Origin of the sequence: Flavobacterium aestuarii (genome assembly GCF_040049115.1) — a bacterium.
Taxonomy (GTDB): Bacteria; Bacteroidota; Bacteroidia; order Flavobacteriales; family Flavobacteriaceae; genus Flavobacterium; species Flavobacterium aestuarii.
This window is the reverse complement of record NZ_JBDLZZ010000008.1, coordinates 1-23624: the sequence shown is the minus strand read 5'-3', so window position 1 is coordinate 23624 and position 23624 is coordinate 1. Positions and strand designations below refer to the sequence as shown.

Sequence of the window (23624 nt, the reverse complement as noted above, 5' to 3'; positions counted from 1 at the left end):
ATTTTTCAATCATTAAATTATTTTTTATTTGCTTGCAAAAGCTTTAACATCACTTTCAGAAATTTCGTTTCCACCCAGAATAATCAAACGCTCAACCACATTTCGCAATTCTCTGATATTCCCAGTCCAATCGTATTCCTGCAGCAGACTGACAGCTTCTTTCGAAAAATGTTTAACAGCATTCCCATTCTCATTAGCTATTTTCACAGCAAAATGTTCAATCAGTGCTGGGATATCAGTCCTGCGGTCATTTAAGGAAGGTACTTTTATTAAAATAACCGCTAAACGATGGTATAAATCCTCCCTGAATCGGCCTTCTGCAATTTCAACCTTTAAATCCTTATTGGTAGCAGCAATCACTCGGACGTCAATTTTTATGTCGTTATCCGCACCTACACGTGTGATGATTCCTTCCTGCAAGGCTCTCAAAACCTTGGCTTGTGCCGATAAGCTCATATCGCCAATTTCGTCCAGAAAAATAGTTCCTTTATTAGCGGCTTCAAATTTTCCTGCACGGTCTTTCACTGCCGATGTAAAAGCACCTTTGACATGCCCAAACAATTCGCTTTCTATTAATTCGCTAGGTATCGCAGCACAATTCACTTCGACCATTGGCGCTGCAGAACGTTCGCTTTTGTCATGCAATTGATGCGCCACTAATTCTTTGCCCGTACCATTTGGTCCCGTAATCAAAACCCTTGCATCAGTTGGAGCTACTTTATCAATCATTATTTTAACAAGATTGATAGGCTCGCAATCGCCAATTATTTCGTATTTTTTGCTGACTTTCTTTTTCAGGATCTTATTTTCGACAGCCAGTTTTTTTCTGTCTAAAGCATTTCGAACCGTATTTAGTAATCGGTTTAAATCGGGCGGTTTTGAAATATAATCAAATGCACCCAGACGCATTGTATTAATTGCCGTTTCCATGTCGCCATGACCCGAAATCATAACGATTGGAATTTCTGTATCTATTTTTTTTACCGCTTCCAGCAGTTCGACACCATCCATTCTTGGCATCTTTATATCGCACAAGACCAGATCATAGTCCTTCTCTTTTATTTTTTCAAGACCAATTACGCCATCTTCGGCAGCATCAACTTCATAGGACTCATTCTCTTCACAAAGTATACGTACCAATACTCTTCTAATTGCTTCTTCGTCTTCAATAATCAGTATTTTACTCATATTTTTTTAAGTTTCTAAGATTCTGAGTTTCTAAGACTCTAATTTACTGCGTTTTTTTACAATTATTTTAAAAAACTCAGTAAACTCAGCTGCTTAGTAACTTAGCTGCTCTTTCTTAATATTTAAGCCATTTATACAATTCGATCCAGCTTGGTTTTTTGCCATACATTAAAATTCCGACACGGTAAATTTTGGCTGCGAACCACACCACGCCAAAAAATGTGCCAAATAACAAAGATACGGAAATTGCAATCTGCCACCATGGCACACCAAAAGGAATACGCATTAACATTACAATAGGAGATGTCAAGGGAATCATGGAGAAAACTACAGCTACAGTCCCATGGGGATTATTGATTACTGTAAAAAAACCTATATAAACGCTTAGCATCAAAGGCATGATGATTGGCAAAAGAAACTGCTGAGAATCTGTCTGATTGTCAACAGCGGCACCAATTGCGGCATAAAAGGAGCTGTATAAAAAATAACCTCCTATAAAATATATCACAAAACCAATCAATATACCAGCGATAGGAAGATTCCATATCTCTTTAATATACATTTGAGCCGTGCCTGCAAATTCCTGCTGTGCAGCCTGCATCATTTCGGGAGAAACTCTGGCTGTTGGACCAATATTAACTCCAAAGAAAGCCGAAGCGGCAAACATTAATGATAGGCCAATAATAACCCAAATTAAAAACTGCAGCAATCCCGCCAGCGAAGTTCCTATTATTTTTCCCATCATCAGCTGGAATGGCTTTACCGATGAAATAATAATTTCCACAATACGATTGGTCTTCTCTTCGATCACGCTTCGCATTACCATGTTTCCATAAATAATAATGAACATCATAATCAGATAACCAAAAGCCCCTCCAATCCCAATTTTTATCTCATTAAGTCCTCTGAGACTCTCTTCTCCAGATGCTTTTGATAAATTCAAAACCACTTCCGCTTTTGCCTTTTTAATCGCTAAAGTATCCAGATGTGCCAATTCGAGATTATTCTTGGTTAATTTATCAGCAATTATGCCTTGAGTGCTTTCGATAAAACTCATACTCGGACTATCATTAGAAACCAGCTGGATTTTAGTTTCCAATTCTTTATTATCAGCAGTTCTTGGAACATAAAGCAATGCTTCGTAGTTCTCTCTGGTTATACTGTCTTTCAGTATTTCAATATCAACTGCAGAATAATCGACATATTTATAATCACTGTTTTTATTATTTAACGTCATGAATTCATTGACAAACAATCCCGATTCGTCATGAATTGCGATAAGCTTAGTATCTGGCTTCATGGAGCTCAAATAAGCTATAAAACCAGAGATGGCAACAAATAACAGCGGACTCAAAAAAGTCATTACAATAAACGACTTATTACGGACCTTGGCTACAAATTCTCTTTTTATGATTAATGAAATTATGCTCATTTTTGATTTACGATTTATGGTATACGAATTACGATTTAAGAATTATGCTTTACAATATTTGAAATATGAAGGGTGATTCGTGATTTTGATTTTCTGATATTTGATTAAACAAAATACTATTTAAAAATCAAACATCCCCAATTCCATATCATATATCAAATATCTTACCTCGTATATTACTTACTGACTTTTTGAATAAAAATATCGTTTACGCTAGGGATTTTTTCAACAAAATGGGTTACTTGCCCACGTTGTGTCAAGACATGCAACAATTCATTTGGGGTTTTGTCGCCAAGCTGAATCACCAGTTTTATCTCATCGTTTAATGATTTAAAATTAGCCTGCCCGACTTTGAACTTCTGCGTAATATCAAACATCAACCCTTCCACGTTGTCAGACAAGATACCAACCTCAAAACTATTGGTCTTGTATTGTCTTTTTACATCAATCAGCTTTCCTTCTATCAATTTGTTCGATTTGTGAATCAATGCAATATGGTCGCATAATTCCTCTACGCTTTCCATTCGGTGAGTCGAAAAAATAATCGTTGCTCCGTCTTCTTTCAATGCCAAAATTTCATCCTTGATCACATTCGCATTCACGGGATCAAATCCTGAAAAAGGTTCATCAAAAATCAATAATTTTGGCTTGTGCAAAACGCAAACCACAAACTGGATTTTCTGTGCCATTCCTTTCGAAAGTTCCTGAATTTTCTTGTTCCACCACCCTTGGATTCCCAAACGGTCAAACCAAAATTCGAGCTGTTTTTTGGCCTCGGCTTTGGACAAACCTTTCATTTGCGCCAAATACAGACACTGTTCACCCACTTTCATGGAACTGTACAAACCTCTTTCTTCCGGTAGATAACCAATATGCTGAATATGTTTCGGCTGCAGTTTTTCGCCATCAAGGATAATTTCACCGCTATCAGGCATTGTAATCTGGTTGATAATCCGAATCAAGGAAGTTTTTCCGGCACCATTTGGCCCCAGAAGTCCGTAAATACTCCCTTTTGGTACAGTCAATGACACTTCGTTAAGCGCAACATAATCGCCATATTGCTTTACGACTTTATTTACTTCAAGAATACTGCTCACAGCTAATTTTTTAATTGGCGGTAAAAGTAAATAATTTCGAGCCTAAAATCTCAAAATTATCCATTAAAAAACCCATCCTGAACGAATAAAGGATGGGTTTGTACTTTATTATTTGAAAAGATTAAGAAAACATATCTTTTACTTTTTCAAAAAATGATTTGTCTGATTTTTCAGGACTTGGAGTAAAATTATCGTCGTTCAATGCTTTTTCAAAGAATTGTCTTTGTTCCTTGTTCAGGGTTTTTGGAGTCCAGACATTTACATGAACCAACAAATCTCCACTTCCGTAACCATTGATACTTGGAATACCTTTCCCTTTCAATCTCAAAATTTTACCGGACTGAATTCCTTCTTCCAGCTTGATTCTTACTTTACCGTTTACGGCATCGATATCTTTTGAAATTCCAAGAACCGCTTCAGCAAAACTGATATATAAATCATAATGCAGATTTTCACCTTCGCGTTTAAGGAATTCATGTTCAATTTCTTCGATAACCACAATTAAATCTCCTGCAACACTATTACCTGGAGCGTCGTTACCTTTACCTGAAACTTTCAATTGCATTCCATCTACAACACCAGCTGGAATTTTTATAGAAACGGTTTCATCTTCGGCAATCATTCCTTGAGAATCGGCATTATTTGGTTTTTTATCCAAAATTTGTCCGGATCCACCACAGGTTGGACAGGTAGAAGCAGACTGCATTCTTCCCAAAATAGTATTGGTTACACGCATTACCTGTCCTTGACCGTTACAGGTAGAACAGGTTTTATAGCTAACGCCTGGCGCTTGAACTTTACGTTTAACTTTTACTTTTTTCTCAACACCATTGGCAATTTCCTCGATTGTCAATTTTACCTTGATACGTAGATTGCTTCCCTTAACGCGACGTGGACCTCCGCCCCCGCCTCCGCCAAATCCGCCGAAACCACCACCAAAAATATCTCCAAACTGACTGAATATATCATCCATGTTCATTCCGCCATGACCTCCGCCAAATCCTCCTGAACCGTCAAAGGCCTGATGCCCGTATTGATCGTATTTTGCTTTTTTGGCAGGATCGCTCAATACTTCATAAGCTTCGGCAGCCAATTTGAATTTTTCTTCTGCCTCTTTGTCGCCTGGATTCTTGTCAGGATGGTATTTCAAAGCGCTTTTTCGATATGCTTTTTTTATTTCAGCAGCATCTGCACCTTTTGAAATCCCTAATATTTCGTAAAAATCTTTTTTCATAATTTAAAGTAATTCCAAATTTAAAAACATAAACTCCTAATTAATTGGAATTTAACCACCAATTACCACTTTTGGAAAACGAATAATTTTATCCCCCAGTTTGTAACCTTTTTCAAGAACATCAACAATTTTTCCTTTCATATCATCAGAAGGTGCAGGTATTTGAGTAATCGCCTCGGCAAAATCAGCATTAAATGCATCCCCTGCTTTAACATCTACTAATTCCAAACCTTTGTTAACCAATGTGCTTTTTAATTTTTCGTGAATTAATTCAACACCTTTAGCCAGCAATTCATCTTCCGATTTACTGATTTCAATTATCGCTCTGTCAAAATCATCTAAAACAGGCAGCATAGAAAGCAATACTTCCTGATTTGCCGTTTTAAACAATTCGATTCTTTCTTTAGTAGTACGTCTTTTGTAATTTTCAAATTCAGCAAATAATCTCAAGAACTTATCTTTTTCTTTCGCTAAGTCCTGGGCTAATTGCTCTTCAACACTTAATTCTTCAATAATAATTTGCTCACCATTTGCATTATTCTCTAATGTCACATCATCTATTTCTTGATCGAATTCTGTATTTTCTGTTGTCATATTACTTTTATTTTTAAAAAAATTCTTAAACATAATTTTATTCGTTAATGTTGATTGCAAAAGTACTGCCAAAACTTATAAAATGTCAAATTGTCACACTTTTTTAAAAAACAAAAAGCCATTCGCAAAAGTAAATCAATTCTGTCTCAAAAAATTAATAAAATTTTAAGACTATTACGATATAGTTTGTTTAAATTTGACATCAGTTTTTTATTCTAGCCCCAAAGAATACAACTCAAAAAAAGTGAGAATTTAAGGTTGTTTTCTATTCATAATTATTAATTCACCATGCCTTATATCAAAAAAGCTTCGTTTTAAGACAACGAAGCTTTTTTTATTGTAAAAAAGTAAAAAATTATTTCAATCTAACACTCCACTCAAAATCCATTTCAGAAACCTGCACGCCTTGCTCATTTGTTCCAATAGACTTCATCCAGAATGTCTGGCCTTCTCCATCTGCAATTGTTTTTTGAATAGCATCTTCGATTAAATGGCCATCTTTGCATACAAAAGTAATCCGACCAGTGGCCTTTTTGGAAAAATTAGATTTATTATTAGCGACAAGCATTGATATTTTTTTGCCGCTATTTTGAATTTTATCAATAACCATTGCACCAGTCGTCAGCTCAGCAGCCATTGCCTGCACAGCAAAATACATAGAATTAAAAGGATTCTGATTAATCCATCGATGTTTCACTGTTACTACACACTGGTTTTTATCTATAGACTTCACGCGTATTCCACATATAAATGCCGAAGGCAGTTTAAAAAACACAAAGCGATTCAATTTTGATACCGTCAATTCCATAAGTTCCTTTTTTTATGCTAAAATACAAAAAATACTATGCGTACATATAAAAACAATGGTTTAAAAACAGTTCTGCTATTAAGTATAAAAAGGTTAGTAAAAAAGCAACCCAATTGAATACTAAAACTACTTTAACCAAATGCTTTTCAATACAATCTTTAATGCAAGAAGCAAAGCAGACTTTGTAAAATATCAAGTTTATATATAAGTATTTAGCTTCAAAATAGTATGTTTTTGTTAATATTATGTTAATATACACTACTATGCGATACAAGATACTCGCTTTTGAACATATATTTGCATAAGAAATTACTAGGTAAATCAATTAGCTAATTTTTAAATCAATCATCAATCAAAAAACGAAATCAAATCATGGAAACTTCAACTGAAAACAAAATTGCAGCACTTACACACTTGAGTACATTTAGTCAATATATTATACCTTTTGGTAATTATATTTTTCCAATCATACTTTGGACATCAAAAAAAGACGAATCAGAATTTGTAGATCATAATGGCAAGCAAGTGCTGAATTTTCAATTGAGTGTTTTGATTTATTCACTGATCCTGGCTATGATTGCAATACCTATGTTTTTGTTTACTGTTTTGAGAAACATTTCTTTTAACGAATTGATAAATAATGATGACATCATTTTTGATCATTTCGATTATGGAAACAGCATAGGTTTACTGACAATAGGTGCTTTGGCTCTTTTTGCAATTGCTGCGATCAAGGTTACCGAATTCTTTTTAATCATTTATGCTTCGGTAAAAGCTTCTAATGGAGAAAGATATACATATCCTTTGACAATTCCTTTTTTAAAATAATACCATTCAATCATCAATCACCAATCACCAATCATCAATCATCAATCAAAAAATGAACAAATTAATCAACAAATCAAATCAACTCAAATTTAAAAATTATGAACATTGAAAACACAAAAGCCCAGATGCGTAAAGGTGTTCTTGAGTTTTGTATCTTATCCGTATTAAAAGAAAAAGACGCTTATACTTCAGAAATATTAGACACTTTGAAAGACGCTAAATTATTGGTCGTAGAGGGAACCATTTATCCGCTCTTGACCCGATTAAAAAATGATGGATTGCTCAACTACCGCTGGGAGGAATCCACATCGGGACCACCACGAAAATACTATGGATTGACCGAGATAGGACAAACCTTTTTGAAAGAACTTGATGGCACATGGACTGAATTGTCTAATGCCGTAAATTTGATAACCAACCAAAACTAAAAAGTCATGAACAAAACAGTAAATATAAATTTAGGCGGAATGTTCTTCCATATTGATGAAGATGCATACCAAAAGCTAACACGTTATTTTGATGCTATAAAACGATCGCTTTCAAAATCATCTGGACAGGAAGAAATCATTAAGGATATCGAAATGAGAGTTTCGGAATTACTGACAGAGAAACAAAAAACTGAAAAACACGTAGTTACCATCAGAGAAGTTGACGAAGTTATAGCTGTTATGGGACAGCCGGAAGATTACATTATTGAAGAAGATGGCCCAACAAGCAATACTGCTAATGATTATTCGGCTCCAAGATCTACAAAAAAATTGTACCGTGATAAAGAAAACGGAATGATTGGTGGTGTGGCAACAGGTTTAGGACACTATTTTGGGATTGACGCAGTCTGGTTAAAAATCATGTTCCTGATATTTGTTTTTGCTGGATTTGGAACTGGAATTCTGGCTTATATTATTCTTTGGATTGTTACTCCAGAAGCAGTAACAACCTCCGAAAAACTGGAAATGACGGGAGAACCGGTAACCATCTCAAACATTGAGAAAAAAGTACGTGAAGAGTACGAAAATGTTTCTGGAAAGTTTAAAAACGTAGACTATGATAAATATGGCAACCAGATAAAAACAGGAGCAGAGAAATTAGGAAACTCATTTAGTGATTTCATAATGACCCTTTTTAAAATTTTTGCTAAACTGCTTGGAGTGATTTTAATAATGGGAGGCTTAACAGTATTGGTATTTCTTTTTATTGGGGTATTTACATTGGGAACCAGCGTTTCTATGGAATTTCCTTGGCAGAATTTTGTAGAAGCAGGCAACTTTACAGATTATCCAATATGGGTTTTCGGCTTAATTATGTTCTTGGCAGTTGGTATTCCGTTCTTTTTCATGACTTTATTAGGTTTCAAATTATTAGCTCCTAATATGAACTCTGTCGGAAACATTGTAAAATATACTTTGCTAGGAGTTTGGTTAATCGCTCTTTCATTAGCAATCTCTATCGCAATCAAGCAAGCTACAGCATTTGCCGTAAACGGACGAACTGTTCAAAAAGAAACTCTAAACTTAAAACCTTCCGATACGCTTTTAATAAAATTTAAGCATAATGATTATTTTGCAAAAGATGTCGATGACCGAAACACATTCATGATTACCAAGGATTCATTGGGCAATGATATTATTTACTCTAATGAAGTAAGCATGAGAATAGAAAAATCTGATGAAAAATATGGATACATTCAAATCGAAAAAGAAGCTAAAGGCACTTCATTATCTGAAGCTAAGAAAAGAGCAGATGCTATAAAATACAGCTATAAAATTGTAGGCAGCCAGTTGATCTTTGACAATTATCTGATTACTGATGCAAAAAACAAATTCCGCGATCAGGAAATAGAAATCACAATATTCTTACCAGTTGGCACTTTAATTAAACCACACGATTCTATGGAAAATTATGACCGTACTGATGGTGATTTCTTTTTATGGCATCCAGAATCAAGCAGCGATGTTTTTAGAGTTGGTGATGATAAAATAAAATGCCTGAATTGCCCAGATGATTACAATGAAAACGATGACTCTGATAATGATACTAACGAGAGTAATGTAACCATCAATGAAAACGGCGTTACTATAGAAAGTGATTCGGTTGTAAAAACAAAAAAGAATTTCAAGGAATTGAAAATCAATAAAGATGGAATTATAATAAAAACTGAATAAGCACCCATGAAAACCGTGCCATTTTTTGCAGTGCTTGTTTTTGGGATTTCAGTTTTACATATCGATGCCCAAAACACGCTTAAAATCGAATGCAAGCCAGAACATCCTGTCAAAGAAAAAATCAGCGAGGGTTATAGTCTGAATTTTGATTTTGTAATAGAAAACCAATCAAAAGACAGTCTTAAATTAACCAGAATTGAAGCAGTTTCTTTTGACAGATACAACAAAATTATCCAGCAAAGATTTTTGGATAATAATGGTACAGCTCCAAGTATAAACACTATTCCAAACATTGAATGGAATAGTGTTTCAACCAGGCTAATTTTTAATCCGTTCCCAGATGTAAACCTATTGACTGATAAATTAGAATATACCTTTACATTTAACGACAGCATTGCAATCAAAAAAACCATCATCCCTGCTGATTATGAACAAAAAGGAGCGTTTAGCCTGCCACTGAAAAACAGAATACTGGTTTACGATGGACATGATTTTTACTCTCATCACCGACGCTTTGATTATGAATTTGCATTTATTAAACAATTAGGATTCAAAGGCAATTTTATGAGGTACGCTTATGATTTTGCAATAGTTGATTCAGAAGGCAGAAAATTTATTGGAAAAGGAGAAAACAATACAGACTGGTTTGGTTTTGGGGCAAAAGTCCTGGCAGTAGCCGATGGAGAAATTGCTGCCATAGAAACAAATAAAGAAGATGATAAAAAATTTGACATTCCCTCATTAAAAGAAAATCCATTAACTTTATACGGAAATTATATTGTTCTGAAACACAGCGAAAAAGTGTATAGTATGTATGGACATCTGAAAAACCAAAGTGCAACAGGACTAAAAGTAGGAGACAAAGTAAAAAAGGGACAAAAAATTGCCAATGTTGGAACTTCTGGAAGCTCTTTCTTTCCTCATTTGCATTTTGAAGTCCGAAATTCTATCGATCACCAAGCAGAAGGATTGCCTTCCTATTTCAATGATTATTATGTAATTCTTGGTGCTGCAAAAAAAGATGTAAAAACTCACACCTTTTCTACAGGTGATATTATTCAATCAAAATAAAACCAATAATCATGCTAAAAGTTATCACATTAATTACGAAATTCATAGTCATTACACTGATGGCGCTTTTCTTTGGATCTTGCAATCAATTAGGCAATATCAATTCCATAACAGGAAGCGGACACGTAACTACCGAAAAAAGGACTGTTACAGGCGATTTTAAAAATGTAGAAGTAAGCAATGCCTTAGACCTGGTTATTGAACAGTCGGATAAAACAGAAATAATAGTTGAAGCCGATGATAATCTGCAGAAAGAAATCACTACAGAAGTTAAAAATGGCGTACTAGTTATTTCGTGCAGCAAAGGAAATTACATTAATGTCAGTTCCAAAAAAATAACTGTAAAAATGCCTGTTATTGAGGGGCTAGAAGCTTCATCTGCCTCAACAATCAATAGCAAAACGACATTAAAAGGCAATAATTTAAACCTTACCTCATCGAGTGCTGGATCCATAAGTGCAACTGTCGAATATGAAAACATTCAACTCACGAGCAGCAGTGCCAGCAATCAGAATATCAATGGAAAAGCAATACATTTAGAAACAGCATCTTCCAGCGGTTCGGTTTTAAACGCCGGCGAATTATTAGCCAATGAAGTAGCTGCAAAAGCTTCAAGCGGTTCATCAACAACTGTTTCCCCAATAGTTAATTTAAAAGCCGATGCTTCCAGCGGTGGCAGCATCACTTATAATAGAACTCCAAAATCAGTTGAAAAAGAAGAGAGTTCTGGCGGAAGTGTTCATGCAGAATAACATATAAACGATTAAAATTCAAAAAATCATCCATCAAAAAATGGGTGATTTTTTTATATTTGCATTTAACCCAAAACGCATAAAATGAAATATTCACATCTTGTTGTCTTTGCCCTGCTGACTGCAAATCTGGCTTTTGCCCAAAATAAAGAAAAAATAAAAGGTTCTAAAACTGTTATTGAAAAACCTGTAGAAATTGGCGAATTTACCGCATTGGAAATCGAAGACAACCTGACTGTTTTTCTGGAAAAAGGCGGCAAAAATGAAATAAAAATTGAAGCTGATGACAATCTGCAGGAAGTTATCTCATTTGATATTAAAGAAAAAACACTCAGGATCTATACCTCAAAAGAGATCAGCAGTTTTAAGAAACTGACTTTAAAAATCAAATATACAACTGATCTAAAATCGGTAACTGCTAAGAATGCTACTATCATAAATGCTCTTGAAGCAGTTCAGCTGGACGACATTACTTTTAAATCATTAGATTTTGCCAAGCTCTACCTGAATGTAAATTCAAAAAACTTCAGCTTGATTTCAGATGATAAAACAAAAATTGAATTGAATCTGAAAGCTGAGAAGTCTAAAATCCAATTGAGTAAAAATGCCCAGATCAAAGCATTAATTGCTACAACCGACCTGGCATTTGATATGTACCAGAAAACAAATGCAAACATTGAAGGCGAGGCTGAAAATGCTATTATAAGGCAAGATAATAACAGTACATTTACAGGTTCTAACCTCACCATAAAAAATGCAGATGTTACCGCAGAAAATGAAGCAGTTTGTACCGTAATGGCCGAAACCGCAATCATTATTGATGCAAATAACAAGTCAAAAATATATGTATTAGGCACACCCAGAATTGAAGTACGCAAATTTTTAGGCGAAGCCCAATTGATAAAAAAAGCAAAATAGATTCAGCATTTGTCCATAAAAAAAGTCCCAAAATGGGACTTTTTTTATGGACAAATGCTTTTTAGTTTTAGTGTTTGGCTGCTAAATATCTTTCAGCATCCAAAGCTGCCATACATCCTGTACCTGCAGCAGTAATTGCCTGACGGTAAACATGATCCGCAGCATCTCCTGCCACAAAAACTCCTTCAACATTTGTTTTGGAAGTTCCTGGAGTGTTAACAATATATCCTGTTTCATCAAGAGTAAGATAATCTTTAAAAATATCCGTATTTGGCTTATGCCCAATAGCAGCAAAGAAACCAGTTGCAGGAATATCAAAAATATCTCCTGTTGTTTTGTCTTTTGCTTTCACGCCGGTTACTACATTCCCATCACCTAAAATTTCAACTGTATCGTGGTTCATCAAAATAGAAATGTTTTCTGTTTTGCGGACACGCTCTTCCATAATTTTAGAAGCCCTGAATTTATCGCTGCGGACAAGCATTGTCACTTTCGAACATAATTTAGATAAATAATGTGCTTCTTCACAAGCTGAATCCCCTGCTCCAACGATAACTACTTCTTGGTTTCTGTAAAAGAATCCATCGCAGACTGCACATGCAGAAACACCTCCGCCCATTTTCAAATAATGCTGTTCCGAATCTAATCCTAAATATTTAGCAGATGCTCCTGTCGAAATAATTACGGTTTCACAATGCAATTCGATTTTATCATTGATCCAGACTTTGTGGATGTCTCCAGAGAAATCAACTTTAGTTGCCCATCCATCACGGATATCTGCTCCAAAACGCTGTGCCTGCTGCTGCAGCTGCACCATCATTTCCGGACCGGTAACTCCATCTACATAACCTGGAAAATTTTCAACTTCATTAGTTGTTGTCAATTGGCCTCCTGGCTGCATTCCTTGATATAATACTGGATTCATATTAGCTCTGGCAGCATAGATAGCAGCTGTATAACCTGCAGGACCAGAACCTATAATAAGACATTTTATTTTTTCAATTGTATCTGACATAGTATATTTCTTTTTTTTAAAACAGCACAAAAATAAGTTTTTATTATTGGAAAACTAAATAAGAATTATCACTATTTATTATCTCAGGATAGATAATTTAAAAACTCAATAATATAAAAGGTTTATCCAATCGTGTACTAATCTAAAACTTCTCAAACGCTAAAATTTAGATAGAATTTAAAGCTGCCGTTTACTTTTTTTGGAACATTTTAAAGAAATATATCCCCCATAAAAATTGGCTATAGCCATAAACAGCATCTTCAATAGGTATAGTGAGCATGCGTATTCCCAAGAATTCATCAGGGTTATAATTGACAATTGGCGACTCTAATCCTGTACCTGTCAATATTCCGTTTACTGGAAAAAAACCCGCCATAAGGATAAAAAACACCAGCGAAGCCTGACTGATCCACGAAGCTCGCGCAAAAAAATGAAGATAAACCAAGGTAAAAACAGTAACCACAGCTGTAACAAAAGTATAAGCTTTATCAGAATGCAATAAAGCCACAAGACTGCAAACAATGACACTTGCAAAGACAATCATATTATTGAAAGAGGCTGTCCAGGATAAATTAAAAAATTTATCACAGCTGAAATAAGTAAACAAACACGAAAATGGAATACAGATAAAAAACAGCCATTCCTCAACTGGCAAACCAGCAATAACTACTCCAACGGTATAATCAAAATTAAACCACCAGACTCCATGCGCCGTAAACCACACATCCCACAAAATAAAAGGGATTGCCACCACAACAGCTGCTTTGAGGAAAGAAAAAAAATGTTTATGAAACTCAATTCTTTTATCAAAAGAAGCTATGAAACAAACAATGACGGTAAAGAAAAGAATCATTAAATAAGTGAATGGCTTCATCTGTTATTGGTTTTATAATATTTCTTTGGGACATACAAAAAACCAAAACATTCACCAAAATGCTTTCCCAAATGCTTATGATGCTGTTTGTGCGCCCTGCGAAGTGCCAAAAAATAGTGATTCTGGGTATTTCGTAACACTTTTATTCTTTGATGAATAAAAATATCGTGTACAAAAAAATAAGCCATTCCATAAAATGTTATTGCCAAACCAATATAAAACAGATAATTGAAATCTGCGAGTGAACCGAAATACATTAATGCAATCGCCGGCAATGCAAAGATGACAAAGAAATAATCGTTTTTCTCGAATGCGCCTTCGTTGCTGTGGTCATGATGATCCTTATGCAAAACCCATAAAAAACCATGCATAACGTACTTATGGATAAGCCAGGTAGCGCCTTCCATGCCAATAAATACTAAGATTACGATTAGAAAATTTATCAACTGACCTGATTTGGATTAAACTTCTTATTCAAATATTGAAACCGATAATCAAAGATTTCGTTAAGCTTTTTTTTGACAAATAAATAATGAGCAATCTGACCCAAAATACCAAAAGACAGTTCATAATCAACCGTATCTTTCATCAGAACACCATCAGCATTAAGAATGAATTCATGGTGATGATTCCAAAACTTGTAAGGCCCTTTTGCCTGAAAATCGGTAAAGCTTTTTTGAAAATCTACCTGCAGAATATGAGTTTTCCATTTCATCGGAATTCCTAATAATGGCGAAACCGTATAATCAATTTCCATTCCTTCGTAAATAATATCACCAGCATTTTTGGTAAGCACAACAAATCCCATATTCTTTGGTGTAATCTCCGAAAGATTGTCCGGATTGGAAAAAAAAGTCCAAGCTTCAGACAAATCGCAACAAAGCTGTTGTTCTCTATATAATTGATATATCATTTGTATTTATTTTAAAACAGAATCTAACAATTTTAAAACGGCAATTGAGTTAATCTGTTCCCTGTTTTTCTTCAAAAAATCCTCGTCTTCACTAATATTTTTATTATATCCGAGAAAAGCAGGGCAATTTTTTTGTACCGAGAATCGAATCAATCGGATTTCTGCATTATTGCTGTCCTTCATTATTGCTTTTGCAATTGATGCTTTCCCTTTATTGAAAGTACTCAATTTAGAAAACGGATTGACAACATGATTGGCCCAGATAGTCTGCAAACCGCCCAAATAAGCCAGATGTACACTTGTAAGTTTGGGTTTTTCCAGCCCGCTTATCATTTCTTTGCACAGTTTTTTATCCGAAACTGCCTGCCCATAATGATTTCTAATATAATCCAAATCCATCGAAAAGCAAAACTATTGATGGTAAAAATTAAGAAAACACTATAAAATATTATCATTTTCATCCTAAAAACTCAATTTTATAACGAACATAACTGCGCATCATTACATTCATTTTTTGAAAATTTGGAATACGGATACGCTCCTGCAGAATATTTTCGGCTGCGGTTCTTTTTATTTTTTTAAACAAAGACAAATAATAACGGTAGGCTAAATATACACCGAATTTTGAAGTAGCAGGCAGCATTTTTATACCTGCCAGAGCTTCTTTGAATTCAACTTCAATTTCGTTTTCAATTGCTTTCTTTACCCTATTATCAAAAACATTCATGTCAATATTAGGAAAATAAGTTCGTCCTAAAGTCTTGTAATCTTCGTTAAGATCCCGTAAAAAATTGACCTTTTGAAAAGCAGAACCCAGCTTCATGGCAGATGGTTTCAGCTTTTCATATTTTTCTTTATCACCATTGGTAAAAACCTGAAGACACATCAGCCCCACCACTTCGGCTGAGCCGTAAATGTATTCTTTGTACAGATCAGAATTGTAATCCATCTTTTCCAAATCCATTTCCATACTATGCATAAATTGATTAATCAGACTGTAATCTATCTGATATTTATGCACTGTATCCTGAAATGACTGCAGGATTGGATTGAGCGATATTTTTTCGTACAAAGCAACCTGAGTTTCTTTCTTGAACCTCATCAAAAGTGTTTTTTTATCAAAATCATGAAAACTGTCCACTATCTCATCTGCCAATCGTACAAAACCATAAATGGCATAAATCGCAGGCCTAATTGACGGTTTCAGTGCCAAAATCCCGAGAGAAAAACTGGTGCTGTACTTTTTAGTTGTCTTTTTGCTTACCTCATAAGACAATTCATCGAATAACTTTTTCATCTTTATGCCTTTTTAATTGATTTACTTCTGTTGCTACGATTTTTCCAGATATGATAGAAGGCGGAACACCAGGTCCTGGCACCGTTAATTGTCCCGTATAAAATAAATTCTGTATTTTTTTATTTTTAATTTTTGGTTTCAAAACTGCGGTTTGTGAAAGCGTATTGGCTAATCCATAAGCATTGCCTCCATATGCATTATAATCACTGGCAAAATCAGACACGCAATAGCTTTTTTTATACACTATTTTAGACTGCAGATTTTGAGTTCCCGTATGGCTTTCGACCCGCTTGATCATTGCTGTCAAATATTCTTCTCTCTTGGATTCGGCATCGTCTATCCCAATGGCTAAAGGCATCAGCAAAAAAAGATTTTCACCTTCCGGCGGTGCCACATCTGGATCTGTTTTTGAGGGACAGCAGGCATAAAACAACGGTTTTTCAGGCCATCTTTTATCTCCATAAATAGCATCAATATGGGTATCCAGATCATTTTCAAAAAACAGTGTATGATGTTTCAGATTCGGTATTTTTTCTTTGAAACCCAAATAATAAATCAGGCAGGAAGGTGCAAAAGTCCTTTTCTTCCAGTACGATTCAGAATAATTTCGTTCCGCTTCTTCAAGCAATGTTTCAGAATGATGATAATCTGATGAAGCCACTACCGCATCAAATTCATAATTTTTGCCATTGATAAGCAGCGAGCTGACTTTACCTTTCTCGGTGATAATTTTATCTACCGTCCGATTAAAATGAATAAAAGCACCTTGTGATTCAGCAACTTTCTGCATTGCCAAAACCAATTGGTAAAAACCTCCCATTGGGTACCAAGTCCCTAATTTATAGCCTCCATAATTCATCAAACTGTATAAAGCCGGGATATCCTTTGGCGAAGCCCCAAGAAATATGACTGGAAATTCCATCAATGTTCTCAGTTTCTGATTTTTAAAACTCTTGGCTACATACGATCTGAAATTAGTGAGCAAATCCAATTTTAATGCACTCGAAGCAATTTTAGGAGATATAAATTCCAGCCAGCTGTGACAGGGTTTTTGAACAAAGTCCTTCATGCCAACCTCGTATTTATACTGTGCGGCATTCATGAAACGATCCAATTTTCCTCCAGCCCCTTTTTCTAGACTTTCAAACAAAGCTTTCATCTCCTGAAAAGATTCAGGGACAGCCATTTTCATATCTGAAAAAATCATTTCGAATTGAGGATTCAGGGCAACCAATTCAAAAAAATCAGAAGCCTTGCAATCAAAATCGTTAAAAAAACTCTCTATAATATCCGGCATCCAATACCAGCTCGGTCCCATATCAAAAGTAAAACCATTATCTGTAGTAAATTGCCTGGCTCTGCCGCCGGGTTTGTCATGTTTTTCGAAAATATGAACATGATGACCCGCTTGGGCAAGATAGGCCGCTGCCGAAAGCCCCGAAATTCCTCCGCCAATTACAGCAATAGTCATTTTTTTATTTGAGTTATCCATAGTTTCTTTTATAGTTTCTTGATAATAGCCTGATTATTTTTTAGCTAAATTGCTTTTAAATAAGCATCGTATGCAATATTCAAAAGCTGTGAGGAATCCGAATTTTTATCGTAAAAAGGCTTATGAAAATGATCCAGTTTTTGGAGCAGACTAATTAACTGCAGCTTTTCAATACTGCTTAAATCTCCAGTTACAACATTAGTAGCCTGCCTGATTTTATCCATTTGCTGTTCCAAAGCCATCCTGCCATTATCTGTAATGGTTATCACTTTACTTCTTTTATCAAATTCAGAATCAGCCTGACCGACCCAGTCTTTCTGAATCAATCGCTCTATCACTTTCATGCCTGTGGGTTTGTCTTGAATATTCTTTTTAATCAATTCCATTTTCGACATCGAACCAAAAGCTTTTAGATTAATCAGATAAATAAAATCCTCCTGAGTCGAAAATTCAGAACCATAAATTGCAGACTTGGAATATGATTTTGCGTATCGATTCATGTGCACAATTAACGTATTAATGACACTTTCAGGACTTCTTCCATTTTCTTTTCCTTCCCATTCAGGTTCCTGATTCTGTAAATTATTTTCGCATTTACTGCAAATCCATTCCTTGAATCCTTTCAAATCATTTGTGAAGGAATTGCAATCACTATTCGCTTCTTCAAATTCCTGCACCAGATCTACAACATCTTTGAGTAAAGTGTAATTCATAAAAAATTATTTAAAAAAAAATCTCAATAAAGAATACAAATATACTAAATATTACATAAAAACAAATTATTCATTCTTTATTCAATCAAAATAGTATATTTTTACACTTATATCAAATAAATATAAGACTAATAACCTAATTCTCTTTTACTTGAAACAAAATTTTAAATTATTTTACTTTTTTACTTTGAAAAGCAGAAATAAGCCTTATATTTGCACACGCTTTACGGGGTGTAGCGTAGCCCGGTTATCGCGCCTGCTTTGGGAGCAGGAGGCCGCAGGTTCGAATCCTGCCACCCCGACAAAAAGCCGAACAGCAATGTTCGGCTTTTTTTGTGGAAAAAATTGATTATCGAGACTGATTAAACTAAAAAAACGACAGCTAAATCCAATTATTCATGTACACTGTATATATCTTATTCAGCAAAAGTTCTTTAAAATATTATACCGGTCAAACTAATAATATTCAAAATAGACTGCAAAGACACAATTCAGGATTAAGTTTGTCAACTAAAAATGGTAAACCTTGGGATTTGATTTATAGTATTGAAGTTTCAACTCGTTCCGAAGCAATGCTTTTAGAACAAAAAATAAAAAAAAAAGAAGTACCAAAAGATATCTTGAAGATATTGGTTTCTTAAATTAAAACAGCTGGAGCCCGGTTATCGCGTCCCGCTTATGGCGGGAAGACCGCAGGTTCGAATCCTGCCACCCCGACAAAAAGCCGAATAGCAATGTTCGGCTTTTTTTGCGGGAAACAGGATAATTATTAATCCCAATTAAGTATCAGATACAAATACTTATACTGAAAATTTGTCAAGACCATACATATAAGATTTTAAGGCAGCTTTCTGATCTTTATACTCCTAAAGCTCACCTCATTTCCGTGATCCTGAAGCAGAATATGCCCTTCTAATGCTTCACCAAAATTAGGCCACACCTTGTATTTGCTGACAGAAACCAAATCACGGAAAGCCTGAGATCCGCGATCATATTCTAATACTTTAATACCATTAAGATAATGCTCTACATGGTTATTTGGATAAACAACAATGCGAGCCGTATTCCAATTACCAGACTGCTTAAAAAATCGTGGTGTTTTTTGTGACTTGATAAGGTCGTATAAAGATGCTAGTGTTCGATTGCCATCACGACCCAGTTTTGCATCTGGGTGCAGTGTATCGTCAAGCAGTTGGTATTCTGGTCCAATGGCAGAACCACTGTTTTGTTCCTTTAGTGTAACAAAATATTTTATACCGCTATTAGCTCCTTTAGATAATTTAAAATCGAGCGAAAGATCAAACGAACTGTATTGATCTTGGGTCACAATATCTCCTCCATTTGCAGATTCACCTCCAGAAGATGATAATACTTTTAAAATGCCGTCTTTTACCTCCCATCCTTTTTCAGGAAAAGCCTTTTTGCCGGCACCTATCCAGCCCGCACTGCTTTTTCCATCAAATAATAATTTCCATCCACTTTCCCGTTCGTAGGAACTAAGTGTATTAGGTACCATGTTAACTGCATATATACCTTTTGGAAAAGGAAGCTGTTTTATATTCCTGGTCTGAATGCGGATATTCTTCCAGCATATTTTAATACCGGCATGCTCTGGCTTGCCAATGGAATGTACCTGCAAGGCAAGAAGCCCTTCATTTGCAGTTAAAGAATCTGCAACGAAGGAAACCGGCACTCCATCCATCCAGGTTTTTATTGTGTTTCCAAGACATTCAATACGGATTTTGTGAAAAACGTTCAGAGTAAAAAGCTGCTGCCCTTTGGGATTATATGATCCTGGATACAACCATTCTCTTCTGCCTTCATCATAAATACCTCCGCTCCATTTTCGTTCCGAAGGATCCAATTCGTATTGATAGCCATACACACGCCCTTTCCCATTATTGGCTTTTGCATCAAAATTACTTTTGAACTGCACACCCGAATTGGTATTTGCATCTGACAGCATGGTTTCCAACTCTAATACAAAATCACCACTGAATTTTTGATCACTCACCAAAAATGAATTAGGGGAATTATCAATCGTAGTTCCAATGATCATGCCGTCCTCTACTGTGTAAGGAGCCGAACCTGTCATTTGTTTCCAGCCGTTAAGGCTCTTACCATCAAATAAAGGCTTCCAATCTTTGTTTTGGGCGATACTGCTGGCAGCAATAAACAGAAATGTAATTAGCAAGTTTTTCATAAGGCAAAATGTCTTTCATTTTTAAATCAAATTATATGCATCATTCCATTTTTCAATGGTATTATTATACATTGATGTATTCATCATGTGCACGCAAAAAGCCGTTGTCGCACCCGTAATGACATTTGATACAGGCCTGGAATGGGTTGTAATAGTTTTGTAAAATTCCTGAAAGGCATACCAGCTCCCATCTTTTGATTTTTCTTTGAGTATCGGAATACCACCCTCTTTGTTCCATTCAATTTTTGAAGCTCCGCTAACACCATCAACAGTTTCAAGTTCGCTCATTGCTTTCTTTTCCGGAAAAAAAAGACCATCGTTCATCAGTAATTCAATGGTTCCTTTTGTTCCCTTTAATTTAAAAAGATATCCGTCCTTTTCATTAGCACAAGTGGCTCCAAAATTCCCAATCATACCTTTATTACTGTATCGAAGCATAGCTTGTACGTTGTCAAAAGTTTCTCTTCCATCCTTGTAATAATCAATACCGCCAACACCTAATATTTCATCTGGATGAGTGTCAAAAGCCCAATTAATAAAATCAACCTGATGCGATAAAAGCTCAGCTGGCAGTCCCCCGGAATATTCTTTGTACATGCGCCAATTAACCTGCCGATCGGTGCAGCCTGCAGGCACAGGCCGACGCCAATTGGCATTACGATCCCATCGGCAGTCAATTTGTGTTACTTTGCCTAGATAGCCTTTGTCGATCATTTCTTTTACTTTAAAATAAAGCGGCGTGTACCGATATTGATGCCCTACCTGCAAAACCTGCTTAGGATACTGCTTAGCCAATGCTGCCAATGCAAGTGCTTGTTCAGCATTATAAGTCATTGTTTTTTCTAAATATACATGCTTGCCTGCTCGAATAGCAGCAGCGGCAATTTCATAATGATTGTATAGAGGCGTGGCAATAATTACAGCATCAATTGTTTTATCGTCCAGAAGTTTTCGATAATCTTTTTCATAGCTGTTATTATTTTGCCTTTCTAATTTCTTAGCCTGCTCCAGCCGAAAAGGCATCACATCGCACACAGCTTTCAATTGAAACGCTTCGGGCATACTGTTAATTACACTGCCAAGACCATTGCCCCGGTCTCCACAGCCAATTATTCCAATGGAAATGATTTTTGCCGTTTCGGCCAAAGAATAGGCTTGAACCATCTGCTGATGCAATAGCAGACCTGCGGTAAACAATCCAGTTTGACGGATAAAATTTCTGCGCTTCATAATTATGCAGATTATAAATTTTTAAATAAAAATGTGTGATTTATTTGACTATTTGTAATTGGAAGAGCAAGCCACTATACTCTATAATACTCCTCCCATCCTTTGCGTGGTGGTGGACCAGCCAGTAATTGATTCGCATTTTTACTGCTTGTAATGATTTTTCTTTTTCTGTCAAAGACAATTTTCTCACCTGTCCATTGAGCAAGCACGCCAAGACAAAATACTTGGCTTAGCGGACCCGCAATTGCAAAAGGTGAACGTGTCTGCTCTTCACCTTTACATGCTTTGAGGAAGTTGGCAAAATGATTAGAAGTACTCAGAGGAACATTAGGCAAATTAGAAGCCATTTCCTTTGCTTTTTCTTCGGGAATAATTGACAAAGTACTTCCATGTGAGCCTCCTTTAAATATCAGTTCTTTGCTATAAAAGATTTTGCCAGGATTGAGTTTAGCCGGTTCAATAGCACCGTTACTGGGTGGCGGAATATTAGGATCCAGACCTTGTACTCCATAGCCCGCAGGTATTGGAGGAAGGTTATCAACCCCATCATACCACTTTACTTCAACCGGAGGCATATCACCACGTTTGGGAAATTTGAATGAAAGCGTAGTAGACATTGGATAGAAAAAACTATTGTGCCCTTCTAATTTCAATGGATCAACTTCGTATGGAAGTCCTAGTTCAAGAAATTGATGTGCGGCATCAAGAATATGTGCACCCCAATCGCCCAATGCACCCATGCCGAAATCGAACCAGCATCTCCATTGTCCATTTACAAAATCTTTATTAAACGCATGCCCCTGGGTATGCATCTGCCAAAGATCCCAATCGAGCGTTGATGGAATTGGCTCCGCAGTAGGAAATGAACTAATTTTTGGATTCCATTTATGCCATCTTCTTGGCGAATTCATGTGCGCAGTAATGGCAGTTACATCTTTAATTACACCAGCTTCTTTCCATGCTTTAAACTGAAAATAATTTTCCTCTGAATGTCCTTGATTGCCCATTTGCGTTACAACTTTGGGATATTTCTCTGCAGCCTTCATCATCAATTCTACTTCGTTAAAGGTACGTGCCATTGGTTTTTCAACATAAACGTGCTTACCTAGCCCAATAGCCATCATGGTTATGGGAAAATGAGAAAAATCAGGTGTTCCAATGGAAACTGCCTCAATCTGATTACTCATTTTATCGAACATCTGCCTAAAATCTTTAAATCTTGGAACATCAGGAAACATTTTCAGGATATCCAATGTATGCGGTGCTTCCATATCTACATCACAAAGTGCCACGATATTGGCCAGTCCTGTAGCATATAAAGCCTTGATTATTTCTGCACCTCGATTACCAATACCAACACAAGCGAGATTAACCTTATCAGTACTCCCAAAAGCCCGGCTGGCATCCATCAGCAAATCGGGCGTTGCAATCGCCACCGATGCCAGTAATGTATCCCTTAAAAATTTTCTTCTTGAATAATCATTATTAAACATATAATACAAATTATTAAGTTAAAGAATTGTTCCGTCTAAATATAGCAATTAATACTTTTAAAGCAATCAAACCGACTCGTATATTTTAATAAAACAAGCTGTTAGCACTAAAACTGCATACAACTGGAAGGCCTGCTAAATGTATAAACGGAAAAGACGGAAGTAATAATCCCAAATGCGAAGTCCCTAGGCAGAAGTTTAATAAAAAGTGTTCTTGATCCAAAAGTGTTTTGGGATCAAGAACAAAACCTGGGGAGGAATGTCAAAATAAAATCAGAAATTTGTAGTCTAAGAATTATATATGACTCCA

Annotated in this window: 24 protein-coding genes and 1 tRNA gene; 8 read left to right on the top strand and 17 right to left on the bottom strand. The window is 35.7% G+C overall.

The features are described from left to right. Positions 1-24 precede the first annotated feature (24 nt). From ABEG11_RS10390 to ABEG11_RS10365, 6 genes are all read right to left on the bottom strand, one after another. Positions 25-1188 (bottom strand): sigma-54-dependent transcriptional regulator, encoded by a 1164-nt coding sequence (locus ABEG11_RS10390; RefSeq protein ID WP_348824100.1) that lies wholly within the window; start codon positions 1186-1188, stop codon positions 25-27. A 115-nt stretch (positions 1189-1303) separates the two neighbouring features. Continuing rightward, entirely contained in the window at positions 1304-2620 is a 1317-nt protein-coding gene (locus ABEG11_RS10385) for an ABC transporter permease (protein WP_348824099.1), read from the bottom strand. 176 nt (positions 2621-2796) lie between these two features. Then, a complete protein-coding gene (locus tag ABEG11_RS10380; protein ID WP_348824098.1) occupies positions 2797-3717 on the bottom strand; it encodes an ABC transporter ATP-binding protein in 921 nt (306 codons plus the stop codon). 121 nt (positions 3718-3838) lie between these two features. Beyond that, positions 3839-4951 carry a molecular chaperone DnaJ gene (gene dnaJ / locus ABEG11_RS10375; RefSeq protein ID WP_348824097.1) on the bottom strand — a complete coding sequence of 371 codons (1113 nt, stop codon included), beginning with the start codon at positions 4949-4951 and terminating at the stop codon, positions 3839-3841. Between the two features lie 51 nt (positions 4952-5002). After that, positions 5003-5578: a nucleotide exchange factor GrpE gene (locus ABEG11_RS10370; protein ID WP_435302839.1), complete on the bottom strand. Its 576-nt coding sequence runs from the start codon at positions 5576-5578 to the stop codon at positions 5003-5005. Positions 5579-5900: 322 nt separating this feature from the next. Next, positions 5901-6353: a DUF4442 domain-containing protein gene (locus ABEG11_RS10365; RefSeq protein ID WP_348824095.1), complete on the bottom strand. Its 453-nt coding sequence runs from the start codon at positions 6351-6353 to the stop codon at positions 5901-5903. A gap of 372 nt (positions 6354-6725) precedes the next feature. Between ABEG11_RS10365 and ABEG11_RS10360 the strand changes: the two genes are divergently transcribed. The 6 genes from ABEG11_RS10360 to ABEG11_RS10335 all read left to right on the top strand — a co-directional run bounded on the left by ABEG11_RS10360 (position 6726) and on the right by ABEG11_RS10335 (position 12084). Further along, the gene (locus ABEG11_RS10360; protein WP_348824094.1) at positions 6726-7181 is read left to right on the top strand and encodes a DUF4870 domain-containing protein; all 456 of its coding nucleotides are present in this window, start codon (positions 6726-6728) and stop codon (positions 7179-7181) included. 98 nt (positions 7182-7279) lie between these two features. Continuing rightward, positions 7280-7609 (top strand): PadR family transcriptional regulator, encoded by a 330-nt coding sequence (locus ABEG11_RS10355; RefSeq protein ID WP_100841875.1) that lies wholly within the window; start codon positions 7280-7282, stop codon positions 7607-7609. A 6-nt stretch (positions 7610-7615) separates the two neighbouring features. Then, positions 7616-9343: a PspC domain-containing protein gene (locus ABEG11_RS10350; RefSeq protein WP_348824093.1), complete on the top strand. Its 1728-nt coding sequence runs from the start codon at positions 7616-7618 to the stop codon at positions 9341-9343. Positions 9344-9349: 6 nt separating this feature from the next. Beyond that, positions 9350-10414 (top strand): M23 family metallopeptidase, encoded by a 1065-nt coding sequence (locus ABEG11_RS10345; RefSeq protein WP_348824092.1) that lies wholly within the window; start codon positions 9350-9352, stop codon positions 10412-10414. An 11-nt stretch (positions 10415-10425) separates the two neighbouring features. Next, the gene (locus ABEG11_RS10340; RefSeq protein WP_348824091.1) at positions 10426-11166 is read left to right on the top strand and encodes a head GIN domain-containing protein; all 741 of its coding nucleotides are present in this window, start codon (positions 10426-10428) and stop codon (positions 11164-11166) included. Positions 11167-11250: 84 nt separating this feature from the next. After that, positions 11251-12084 (top strand): GIN domain-containing protein, encoded by an 834-nt coding sequence (locus ABEG11_RS10335; protein WP_348824090.1) that lies wholly within the window; start codon positions 11251-11253, stop codon positions 12082-12084. 67 nt (positions 12085-12151) lie between these two features. Here the strand turns inward: ABEG11_RS10335 and trxB are convergent, their stop codons facing one another. The 8 genes from trxB to ABEG11_RS10295 form a co-directional block, all read right to left on the bottom strand. Continuing rightward, positions 12152-13099, bottom strand: coding sequence for a thioredoxin-disulfide reductase (gene trxB, locus ABEG11_RS10330; RefSeq protein ID WP_348824089.1), 948 nt, complete (start codon positions 13097-13099; stop codon positions 12152-12154). Positions 13100-13289: 190 nt separating this feature from the next. Next, positions 13290-13973: a lycopene cyclase domain-containing protein gene (locus tag ABEG11_RS10325; RefSeq protein ID WP_348824088.1), complete on the bottom strand. Its 684-nt coding sequence runs from the start codon at positions 13971-13973 to the stop codon at positions 13290-13292. Continuing rightward, on the bottom strand, positions 13970-14419 hold the full coding sequence (locus ABEG11_RS10320; protein WP_348824087.1) for a sterol desaturase family protein: 450 nt from the start codon (positions 14417-14419) through the stop codon (positions 13970-13972). The genes ABEG11_RS10325 and ABEG11_RS10320 overlap by 4 nt, the downstream gene beginning before the upstream one ends. Next, a complete protein-coding gene (locus ABEG11_RS10315; protein WP_348824086.1) occupies positions 14416-14886 on the bottom strand; it encodes an SRPBCC family protein in 471 nt (156 codons plus the stop codon). Before ABEG11_RS10315 ends, ABEG11_RS10320 begins: the two co-directional genes overlap by 4 nt. A 6-nt stretch (positions 14887-14892) precedes the next feature. Then, entirely contained in the window at positions 14893-15285 is a 393-nt protein-coding gene (locus tag ABEG11_RS10310; RefSeq protein ID WP_348824085.1) for a hypothetical protein, read from the bottom strand. 58 nt (positions 15286-15343) lie between these two features. Beyond that, positions 15344-16183, bottom strand: coding sequence for a phytoene/squalene synthase family protein (locus ABEG11_RS10305; RefSeq protein ID WP_348824084.1), 840 nt, complete (start codon positions 16181-16183; stop codon positions 15344-15346). Next, complete coding sequence (gene crtID / locus ABEG11_RS10300) at positions 16164-17675, bottom strand: bifunctional phytoene desaturase/3,4-desaturase (RefSeq protein ID WP_348824083.1); 1512 nt, start codon at positions 17673-17675, stop codon at positions 16164-16166. Before crtID ends, ABEG11_RS10305 begins: the two co-directional genes overlap by 20 nt. A 44-nt stretch (positions 17676-17719) precedes the next feature. Beyond that, positions 17720-18388 (bottom strand): MarR family winged helix-turn-helix transcriptional regulator, encoded by a 669-nt coding sequence (locus ABEG11_RS10295; protein ID WP_348824082.1) that lies wholly within the window; start codon positions 18386-18388, stop codon positions 17720-17722. Positions 18389-18615: 227 nt separating this feature from the next. Here ABEG11_RS10295 and ABEG11_RS10290 point away from each other — a divergent pair. Beyond that, a tRNA-Pro gene (locus ABEG11_RS10290) sits at positions 18616-18690 on the top strand. Positions 18691-18786: 96 nt separating this feature from the next. Further along, positions 18787-19029: a GIY-YIG nuclease family protein gene (locus tag ABEG11_RS10285; RefSeq protein WP_348824081.1), complete on the top strand. Its 243-nt coding sequence runs from the start codon at positions 18787-18789 to the stop codon at positions 19027-19029. Positions 19030-19226: 197 nt separating this feature from the next. Here ABEG11_RS10285 and ABEG11_RS10280 read toward each other — a convergent pair whose 3' ends face one another. The 3 genes from ABEG11_RS10280 to ABEG11_RS10270 all read right to left on the bottom strand — a co-directional run bounded on the left by ABEG11_RS10280 (position 19227) and on the right by ABEG11_RS10270 (position 23314). Continuing rightward, positions 19227-20591 (bottom strand): 3-keto-disaccharide hydrolase, encoded by a 1365-nt coding sequence (locus ABEG11_RS10280; protein ID WP_348824080.1) that lies wholly within the window; start codon positions 20589-20591, stop codon positions 19227-19229. Positions 20592-20612: 21 nt separating this feature from the next. After that, on the bottom strand, positions 20613-21821 hold the full coding sequence (locus ABEG11_RS10275) for a Gfo/Idh/MocA family protein (protein ID WP_348824079.1): 1209 nt from the start codon (positions 21819-21821) through the stop codon (positions 20613-20615). A 74-nt stretch (positions 21822-21895) separates the two neighbouring features. After that, positions 21896-23314 carry a Gfo/Idh/MocA family protein gene (locus tag ABEG11_RS10270; protein ID WP_348824078.1) on the bottom strand — a complete coding sequence of 473 codons (1419 nt, stop codon included), beginning with the start codon at positions 23312-23314 and terminating at the stop codon, positions 21896-21898. Positions 23315-23624 lie beyond the last annotated feature (310 nt).

What these genes read in the sequence shown, in the direction of transcription:
- ABEG11_RS10345 (WP_348824092.1), top strand. Translation starts at nt 9,350, where the DNA reads ATGAAAACCGTGCCATTTTTTGCAGTGCTTGTTTTTGGGATTTCAGTT.
- ABEG11_RS10360 (WP_348824094.1), top strand. Translation starts at nt 6,726, where the DNA reads ATGGAAACTTCAACTGAAAACAAAATTGCAGCACTTACACACTTGAGT.
- ABEG11_RS10295 (WP_348824082.1), bottom strand. Translation starts at nt 18,388, where the DNA reads ATGAATTACACTTTACTCAAAGATGTTGTAGATCTGGTGCAGGAATTT.
- ABEG11_RS10340 (WP_348824091.1), top strand. Translation starts at nt 10,426, where the DNA reads ATGCTAAAAGTTATCACATTAATTACGAAATTCATAGTCATTACACTG.
- trxB (WP_348824089.1), bottom strand. Translation starts at nt 13,099, where the DNA reads ATGTCAGATACAATTGAAAAAATAAAATGTCTTATTATAGGTTCTGGT.
- ABEG11_RS10270 (WP_348824078.1), bottom strand. Translation starts at nt 23,314, where the DNA reads ATGTTTAATAATGATTATTCAAGAAGAAAATTTTTAAGGGATACATTA.
- ABEG11_RS10385 (WP_348824099.1), bottom strand. Translation starts at nt 2,620, where the DNA reads ATGAGCATAATTTCATTAATCATAAAAAGAGAATTTGTAGCCAAGGTC.
- ABEG11_RS10275 (WP_348824079.1), bottom strand. Translation starts at nt 21,821, where the DNA reads ATGAAGCGCAGAAATTTTATCCGTCAAACTGGATTGTTTACCGCAGGT.
- ABEG11_RS10335 (WP_348824090.1), top strand. Translation starts at nt 11,251, where the DNA reads ATGAAATATTCACATCTTGTTGTCTTTGCCCTGCTGACTGCAAATCTG.
- crtID (WP_348824083.1), bottom strand. Translation starts at nt 17,675, where the DNA reads ATGGATAACTCAAATAAAAAAATGACTATTGCTGTAATTGGCGGAGGA.
- ABEG11_RS10355 (WP_100841875.1), top strand. Translation starts at nt 7,280, where the DNA reads ATGAACATTGAAAACACAAAAGCCCAGATGCGTAAAGGTGTTCTTGAG.
- ABEG11_RS10350 (WP_348824093.1), top strand. Translation starts at nt 7,616, where the DNA reads ATGAACAAAACAGTAAATATAAATTTAGGCGGAATGTTCTTCCATATT.
- ABEG11_RS10310 (WP_348824085.1), bottom strand. Translation starts at nt 15,285, where the DNA reads ATGGATTTGGATTATATTAGAAATCATTATGGGCAGGCAGTTTCGGAT.
- dnaJ (WP_348824097.1), bottom strand. Translation starts at nt 4,951, where the DNA reads ATGAAAAAAGATTTTTACGAAATATTAGGGATTTCAAAAGGTGCAGAT.
- ABEG11_RS10305 (WP_348824084.1), bottom strand. Translation starts at nt 16,183, where the DNA reads ATGAAAAAGTTATTCGATGAATTGTCTTATGAGGTAAGCAAAAAGACA.
- ABEG11_RS10280 (WP_348824080.1), bottom strand. Translation starts at nt 20,591, where the DNA reads ATGAAAAACTTGCTAATTACATTTCTGTTTATTGCTGCCAGCAGTATC.
- ABEG11_RS10365 (WP_348824095.1), bottom strand. Translation starts at nt 6,353, where the DNA reads ATGGAATTGACGGTATCAAAATTGAATCGCTTTGTGTTTTTTAAACTG.
- ABEG11_RS10315 (WP_348824086.1), bottom strand. Translation starts at nt 14,886, where the DNA reads ATGATATATCAATTATATAGAGAACAACAGCTTTGTTGCGATTTGTCT.
- ABEG11_RS10325 (WP_348824088.1), bottom strand. Translation starts at nt 13,973, where the DNA reads ATGAAGCCATTCACTTATTTAATGATTCTTTTCTTTACCGTCATTGTT.
- ABEG11_RS10370 (WP_435302839.1), bottom strand. Translation starts at nt 5,578, where the DNA reads ATGTTTAAGAATTTTTTTAAAAATAAAAGTAATATGACAACAGAAAAT.
- ABEG11_RS10390 (WP_348824100.1), bottom strand. Translation starts at nt 1,188, where the DNA reads ATGAGTAAAATACTGATTATTGAAGACGAAGAAGCAATTAGAAGAGTA.
- ABEG11_RS10285 (WP_348824081.1), top strand. Translation starts at nt 18,787, where the DNA reads ATGTACACTGTATATATCTTATTCAGCAAAAGTTCTTTAAAATATTAT.